Raw genomic sequence first — 7482 nt, 5'->3', positions numbered from 1 at the left:
CTTAGCAATTTGCGAATTTTTGTACCTACGCCAGAATATCTTTTAGCCATGAAGTGCCTAGCCATGCGCATTGGCGAAGAGTTTTTTGATTTAGATGATATTCGTTATCTTCTGCGCTACTTAAATATTACTTCTTATAAACAGGCCGTTAGTGTAATTGAACGCTATTACCCTTTGGAAAAGTTTCCCCAGAAAACGCTTTATGCTCTGGAAGAATTGGGCATTGGTTTAGGACATGAAAAAAACAATAGATGAACTTAATGAAGTAATTCGCCTAAAAGAGGATGCTAGCCGCGTTCGTAACTGGAAGCGGTGGGGGCCTTATCTTTCGGAGCGGCAGTGGGGGACGGTGCGGGAAGATTACTCGGCAGATGGCAATAATTGGACTTATTTTACGCACGACCATGCGCGTAGCCGCGCTTATCGCTGGGGGGAAGATGGGTTGCTCGGTATTTGTGACCGCAATGCCCGACTCTGTTTCGCCCTGGCATTGTGGAATAAGAAAGACCCCATTTTAAAGGAGCGACTTTTTGGGCTTACGTCCCTACAGGGAAATCATGGAGAAGATGTAAAGGAATACTACTACTATCTCGATTCACTGCCGACGCATTCTTATATGCGGGCACTTTACAAGTATCCCCAGCAGGCATTTCCCTATGAATGGCTAGTGACGGAGAACGCCAAGAGGTCGCGCAAGGAGAGGGAGTTTGAGCTTGCCGATACGGGAATATTTAAAGACGGAAATTATTTTGATGTCTTTGCCGAATATGCCAAAAACTCACCCAATGATATTTTGATAAAAATTACAATCGTTAATCGCTCCTCTAACTCGGCCCACATCGATATCCTTCCAACACTGTGGTTTAGAAATACTTGGTCTTGGGGAAGAACCGGCGAAGGTTATTCGTCTGAGCCGGCAATTGTTAAACATGGCCTAAATGCGTTTGGCGCTGAACACAAAGGCTTGGGAAATTTTTATTTGGCTTCGGATGCGGATAACGGCGAGGTAGTTCAACTATTAACCGACAACGAAACTAACTTTAAGAAGGTGTTTGGTTCCAATAACACTCATGTCTATACCAAGGATGCTTTTCATCGCTATGTCGTAAATAATGAGAAAAGTGCCGTAAAGCCCGATGGGCCTTGCACAAAGGCGGCGTTTTATTTTTCTAAAGAAATACTGTCGGGTAAACCACTTGAGCTTTGTTTTCGCTTACATAGTGTCGATGAAACTATACCAGCTCTTTTTGGTGCAAAATTCGATGAAGTGTTTGAAGAGAGAAGGAAAGAGCACGAGGAGTTTTACGCTCACCGTTGTGCTTTTTCGCAGACTCCCGATGATCGCGCTATCCAACAGAGTGCTTATTCAGGCTTACTTTGGGGTAAGCAGTTTTATTACTTTGCGGTGCGAGAATGGCTAGAAGGAGATCCATCGCAACCAGCACCTGCGCCAAGTCGTGCTAAAGGACGCAACCGTGAATGGAAACATCTCTACAATAGGGACGTCATCTCCATGCCGGATAAATGGGAATATCCTTGGTATGCAGCTTGGGATTTGGCATTCCATATGCTGCCAATGTCTCGCGTAGATCCGGAGTTTGCAAAGAGCCAGCTTATTCTATTGTTACGCGAGTGGTACATGCATCCCAATGGTCAAATTCCTGCGTATGAGTTTTCCTTTTCTGACGTAAATCCGCCCGTTCACGCCTGGGCCGTGTGGCGAGTATATAAAATGAGCGCACCGCGCGGAAAAAGGGATACGGATTTTTTGGCGAGGGCCTTTCACAAGCTATTGCTAAATTTTACGTGGTGGGTAAACCGCAAGGACGTAGATGGTAACAATCTTTTTGGGGGTGGATTCTTGGGTCTCGATAATATAGGGGTTTTCGATAGAAGAATTCCCCAAGAACTTGGGGGTCATTTGCAACAGGCAGATGCTACGGCATGGATGGCGTTTTATTGCGGAACTATGCTTTCCATAGCGCTGGAACTGGCGAGGACGGACAAAGCGTATTCGGATGTGGCTTCTAAATTTTTCGAGCACTTCGTTGCGATTACAGATGCTATGAATGCATTTGGTGGTTCTGGCTTATGGAACAAACGAGACGATTTTTATTACGATCAACTACATATTAAGGACGAGTGCATACCACTAAAGGTGCGTTCATCGGTTGGTATCATTCCCTTATGTGCGGTTGAGGTAATTGAGGACGAGGTGATCGATAGACTTCCAGGATTTAAGAAACGCCTTGATTGGTTTTTGGAGAATCGTGCTGAGTTAAGGCGCTATGTTTCTTACATGGAGCATACTGGACCGAGCCATCATGGGAATTGCTTGCTAGCGGTGCCCTCTCGTGGACGTTTGGAACGGGCACTGCGCTATGTATTAGATGAGAATGAGTTTCTTTCGCCTTATGGGATTCGCTCTCTTTCGAAGATGCACGAAAAGACACCTTTTAATCTAAATGCTAATGGCAGGAGCTACTACATTCAGTACGAGCCAGGAGAGTCGCGTACGGAGATGTTTGGCGGCAACTCTAATTGGCGAGGGCCGATTTGGTTTCCCATTAACTATTTATTTATTGAAGCGCTTGAGAGGTATCATCACTTTTATGGTGATAGCTTTCAAGTGGAATGTCCGCGTGGTTCCGGCCGTAAGATGAACCTAAAGCAGGTGGCCTTAGAAATTGCTAGCCGATTAGTCTCTCTATTTCGCGCAAACGAAGATATGGTAAGGCCGTATCACGGCGATGAAAAACTTTTTTTCTCAGACGAAAATTGGTCGAACAATCTCTCGTTCTATGAACACTTTCACGGCGATACCGGTCGCGGATTGGGAGCAAGTAATCAAGGTTGGACCGCTTTAGTGGCGCTATGTGTCGAGAAGTTAGCTAGAGCTGGGTATTCCCAACAATTCTAAATTTACACAACCTACTGTTTAGATCGAGAAAGGCCGGCGGGGGAATTGGTTGCCAAATTATAGCATTTACAAAAAGGATTTTTGTAAATGGTATAAACAGCAAGTGCGTAAGCACTTGCCAATAAACAACAAATACCGTTTCCAAAAAGTAAAATATTTAACTTACTTTTTGGAAACGGTATAGGATTGCTGGGCTTTAATATAGTTGCATTGACCATGCTCCGGAAATTTGCTAGTTTTCCGGAGTATGGTCGGTCGAGAGCTTAACATATTATTATCGCGAAGTTTTTTTCTGTTTGGTGCCAGGGGAGTAGGTAAGACGAGGTTGCTAAAGGAGACGTTTAGCAAGGAGCAGAGTACATTTTGGATTGACCTTCTACTGCCGAGTGAATTTGATCGCTACTTGCTCGATCCAGAACTTCTAATTCGCAAAGTCGATGCTCTAGAGAGGGCGCCTGAATGGATCGTAATCGATGAGGTTCAAAAGATTCCTAAAATCCTCGACGTCGTTCATCATTTAATAGAGGAGCGGAAATTGCGTTTTGCACTATCGGGCTCAAGCGCTAAAAAATTGCGCGCTGGCGGTGCTAATCTATTAGCAGGCCGCGCATTTGTATACCATCTTTACCCATTTACGGCGGCTGAACTTGGCGAGCAGTTCAATTTAGATGAAGCGCTTGCGTTTGGCACTCTTCCTGAAATTAGCGCACTTGCTACGCCGGAGGAAAAGGAACGTTATCTTGAGTCATATGCACTTACCTACTTAAAGGAAGAGGTATGGAATGAGCATCTGGTAAGAGCGCTTGAGCCATTTCGCCGCTTTCTAGAGGTTGCTGCTCAGACGAGCGGCTCTATAGTGAACTTTGCAAAAATCGCTAGGGATGTCGGAGTGGATGAAAAGACTGTAAAAAGCTACTTCTCAATACTTGAGGAGACGCTTTTGGGTTTCTTTCTCGATTCATACCATACTTCGTTACGCAAGACACAGAGGCGGAGCCCAAAATTTTATTTATTTGATCTCGGTGTGATTCGTGCTTTTGAAAGGACGTTGCAGATACCCATAACTCCACGCACGTACGGTTATGGGCGTTTATTCGAACATTTTGTGCTTCAAGAAGTAGTGCGCAAGAATGTGTATAGGCGGAAAAACTTTTCGCTTTACTATTTTCAATCACAAGCTAATGTTGAAGTTGATCTCGTAATTGATAGACCAGGAGAGGATCCGGTCTTGGTGGAAATTAAATCGACAGATCGGATAAGTAGGGAGGATATTCATTGTGTTCGAACGTTGCTTAGAGAACTCCCTAAAGCCCAAGGATACTGCTTTTCCAGAGATAATCATATCCAAGTGTTAGATGGAGTAAGATGTCTACCATGGGATGTGGGGCTTAAAGAATTAGGGCTATGGTAATGAGACGGCGTTGTGGACTACAGACGGGCGTATGCTTACTAAAAGCTTTTTTCGCTCGCTCAAATAAGACGACGCTATGCTAGCGCGAAAAACACCGGAAGCGTACTGAAACATTGTAAGGTATTTTGGGAGGCGATGTCGCCAATCATTGTCAGCCGCGGTTGCAATGCGACGTAACGCGTCGCGTTCCACGTCATTTAACAGAGTTTCTATGGCTCGTGAGACGGCTGAATAAAGGGCGCTCGCAGAATATTCGTCAAACAGAAAAGCATTGCCTTGACTTTGTTCGCTAGCATAATCAACTAGCGTCGCAGTAATCCCACCTACGTTTCTCGCTACCACAATCGTTCCCGTAGCGAGTGCCTCCAGTTGGGAGATGCCTCCTGGCTCGTAGCGCGAGGGCATTAACAATAAATCACTTGCGGCTGTGATTTCTAAGGCTTCGCGATGGGAAATGAAATTAAAAATACCTTGAATTCTTCCAGGGTAACGAGCAATCAGGTCAACTATAACTTTTTTTAGTTCCTTGGAACCCGAGTCGCCTAATGCTACTGGTCCACCGATGAAAATTTGCGCACTTGGGTGATGTGTAAGTATTGATTCGAGCAAACTACAACCATCTTTTTTTATCGTCTCCGTAAAGAGCGCTATGCCCTTTTGCTCGGCAAGCCTGCCGACGAAGGAGATGAGTATGTTATCCTTGTCTTGAGTTAAGCCATATTTCTGCTGAACGGCTAGTTTTAAGGCCTGTTTATACGTCGACATGTTTTTTATTACAGACTGCTGTTGATATTTTGATGCCGTGACGGACTCTAAATTGAGCTCCGATTTAGCCTTTTCGCCTAGCTGCCACAGAATATGCCTTAGCGATTCAAGATCCACGCCATTGCTTATACCAAAAACACAGTCGGCCTTGCTCTTGAACAAATTATGTAATCCCTCTCCGCCATCTTCAGTCAGAAGATCCTCGGCGTAAGGTTTACTTACCGCTACTAAGGCGCGCTTTACGTGGTGAATTGCTCCTGCAGTCAAGTTGAGCAAACGGCTGTCGTTAGGATCGCATATGCCAAAAAAATGCTCACCTGCAAGTCCGAGTAATGGCCATAAATCCTCTCCATACTCGTTAATATAAAAGCGTCCCTGATAGGCCATCCCACAGTTATGGAGAATGTGAAATGTCTGAACATCTCTTAAAATCTCATCATCGAGATAATCTGGATCGGTTTTTAAGAGGACTGGAACTAACGCTGTAGGCCAATCATTGCTAACTACTATGTGGGGATTAATTTCAAATCGCGGAGAACGAAGAATTTCTAAGGCACCTCGGGCCAGGAAAGTTGCATGACAGATTTGCTCCTTGCCCGAACTATCCGGATAAAGTCTGGCTGCGAGTCGCTTATGTCTGAGGAAATACACCCTCATGTTTTTAGACTCGGCTTTGTATACCTGAGCAGATATTAAAATAGCGTTCTCTTTGATATGTGGCGTGCCAGAATAACGAGTAGGTCCAAGAGGTATCTGCACGCGCCCGACTTTTGTTATGGGAACTAATTCATCCCCTAGGAGTAAGCCTTGTCGTATTAGTTCCTCCGCCGAAGGGTGCTTGCTACCCTGATCTTCTTCGTAAAGAGGGCTTATTAGGGTAGTAGAAAGCCCAGATTCATCCAAAGACTTCATTAGACCAGAAATCACTTGTGAAAGACCACCTGCGCTAGCATGAGGTCCTTCTGGTGCAACAAATACAACTTCGCCGATACCTATGTTTTCAAGCACTAGGAGCAACGTTTGTAGACTTTTTTTGCGGCGCGGCGAAATATCGCGTTCGGCAAGTTCATCTACCGCTTTTGTAAAATGTGATAGCAGTAAGCGTTCGAGATCGGCGTCTCCGCTAATTAGGTCAAAAATTAGTTTGGCAATGCCTTTATCCTGCCTAGCCTTTCTAACCCCGGATACAAACCGCAAAAATTTTTCATAATCCAATATGCTGTTAAGCAAACGCGTCTTAAACGATATCCTATCTGATACAGCCTGGTAATCGAGCAAGAGCCGCGCTTTTGAAAAACTCGTATCAATTGAAAAAACACTGTCGTCTACCTCTGGTTTTCCTAACCAGTGTTTCTTGCCATCAACAACTGCAAAAAAAGTAATCCCATATGAACCGATTTTACTAGGTTTTATGCGCTTAACGATACAAAAATTTGAGTCTGCAGCTGCCGTTACATCCTCCGAACCAATCTCCTCGCTAATCCATTGATTACCGTCATTTAGTGGCCCCCAGTGCGCATAAAGGGCAATTTTTGAAGCTGCTATATCAATTTTAGTAGTCAGCTTGACTTCAATGCAATTGTTTAGAATGTCAACTCTAGGCTTGTCGAGAAAAATGCTCGATAAGGCTGACGAATCCTCAGCTTCTCTTAAGGTCGATATGTCTTTTCTTAAGCCTAAACTTTGAAGTGGCACTGCTATGGTCCTTACCAAGTGTAATTAGACAAAACTTATTGCCCGCTTAAGATGCTTATTTTGTCGCCTAAGTATTAGAAAACTGTAAAATGATAATTAGTTTTTTGTTAGCAAATGAAAAATATTATAGCAGAGTTTCGAGAAGAGTAGAAATACTGCCGAACGTTATTCTTTCCTAGGCGTTAGGTGAATTAGTTTTTTTTCTGAACAGAACCTCAAATAATTCAAGTTGGCGGATATTTTCAATATTTGCTGGGAGTTTAGATTTCCAGCAAGGGTAGGTATCAATTACACCAGGAAGGTTTACTAGTTCAAGTTGCTTAAATAGGTCTTCCAAGGGAATTGCCATTAGAAGGCTTGAGCTTTTTTCGATGAAGCGTTGTGCAGCAACAAAAACTTCGTCGCTTAACGGTGCCTCTGCTAAGCGTCTCGCATCGGTATCTCTTGGCAGCAAATCCTCCTGCATTAGTCTTTCGATGAGTTTTAGCTTATCCAAGTAACGCTCATGGCGCATTTGACCAATCCAGTCCGCTCTTGGATATAGCTTTAATGTCTGGCGGATATCTATGTCCTTTTGATCCCAATAGCTCCAAAAGCTTGGAAGGTCGTGAACTGTGCCTGTTGCTAGAGAAAGCTCTGGGTAACCATCGGAGGGAAGGAAGTTGCCATGTCGATCTTTTGTAAAAAGCAG

Annotated in this window: 5 protein-coding genes; 3 read left to right on the top strand and 2 right to left on the bottom strand. The window is 44.2% G+C overall.

Features of this window, described 5'->3' with window-relative positions; genetic code table 11:
- From IT291_05260 to IT291_05250, 3 genes are all read left to right on the top strand, one after another.
- On the top strand, positions 1–255 hold a 255-nt coding region (locus tag IT291_05260), incomplete at its 5' end, for a hypothetical protein (protein MCC6220636.1).
- Positions 236–2920, top strand: coding sequence for a glucosidase (locus tag IT291_05255; protein ID MCC6220635.1), 2685 nt, complete (start codon positions 236–238; stop codon positions 2918–2920). The genes IT291_05260 and IT291_05255, both read left to right, overlap by 20 nt.
- Positions 2921–3167: 247 nt before the next feature.
- The gene (locus IT291_05250; GenBank protein MCC6220634.1) at positions 3168–4331 is read left to right on the top strand and encodes an ATP-binding protein; all 1164 of its coding nucleotides are present in this window, start codon (positions 3168–3170) and stop codon (positions 4329–4331) included.
- Here the strand turns inward: IT291_05250 and IT291_05245 are convergent.
- Both IT291_05245 and IT291_05240 read right to left on the bottom strand, forming a co-directional pair.
- Positions 4323–6791 (bottom strand): glycogen/starch synthase, encoded by a 2469-nt coding sequence (locus tag IT291_05245; GenBank protein MCC6220633.1) that lies wholly within the window; start codon positions 6789–6791, stop codon positions 4323–4325. The two genes, IT291_05250 and IT291_05245, sit on opposite strands and share 9 nt — an antisense overlap.
- 175 nt (positions 6792–6966) lie before the next feature.
- On the bottom strand, positions 6967–7482 hold a 516-nt coding region (locus IT291_05240), incomplete at its 5' end, for a 4-alpha-glucanotransferase (GenBank protein MCC6220632.1).

The sequence above is a fragment of the Deltaproteobacteria bacterium genome, assembly GCA_020845775.1.
Taxonomy (GTDB): Bacteria; Bdellovibrionota_C; UBA2361; order SZUA-149; family JADLFC01; genus JADLFC01.
Note: the sequence above shows the minus strand (reverse complement) of the source record. Positions and strands in the feature narration are given on the sequence as shown.

Bases quoted from the DNA above. Each gene is read 5' to 3' on its own strand.
- IT291_05250 (MCC6220634.1), top strand. From the start codon at position 3,168: ATGGTCGGTCGAGAGCTTAACATATTATTATCGCGAAGTTTTTTTCTG.
- IT291_05255 (MCC6220635.1), top strand. From the start codon at position 236: ATGAAAAAAACAATAGATGAACTTAATGAAGTAATTCGCCTAAAAGAG.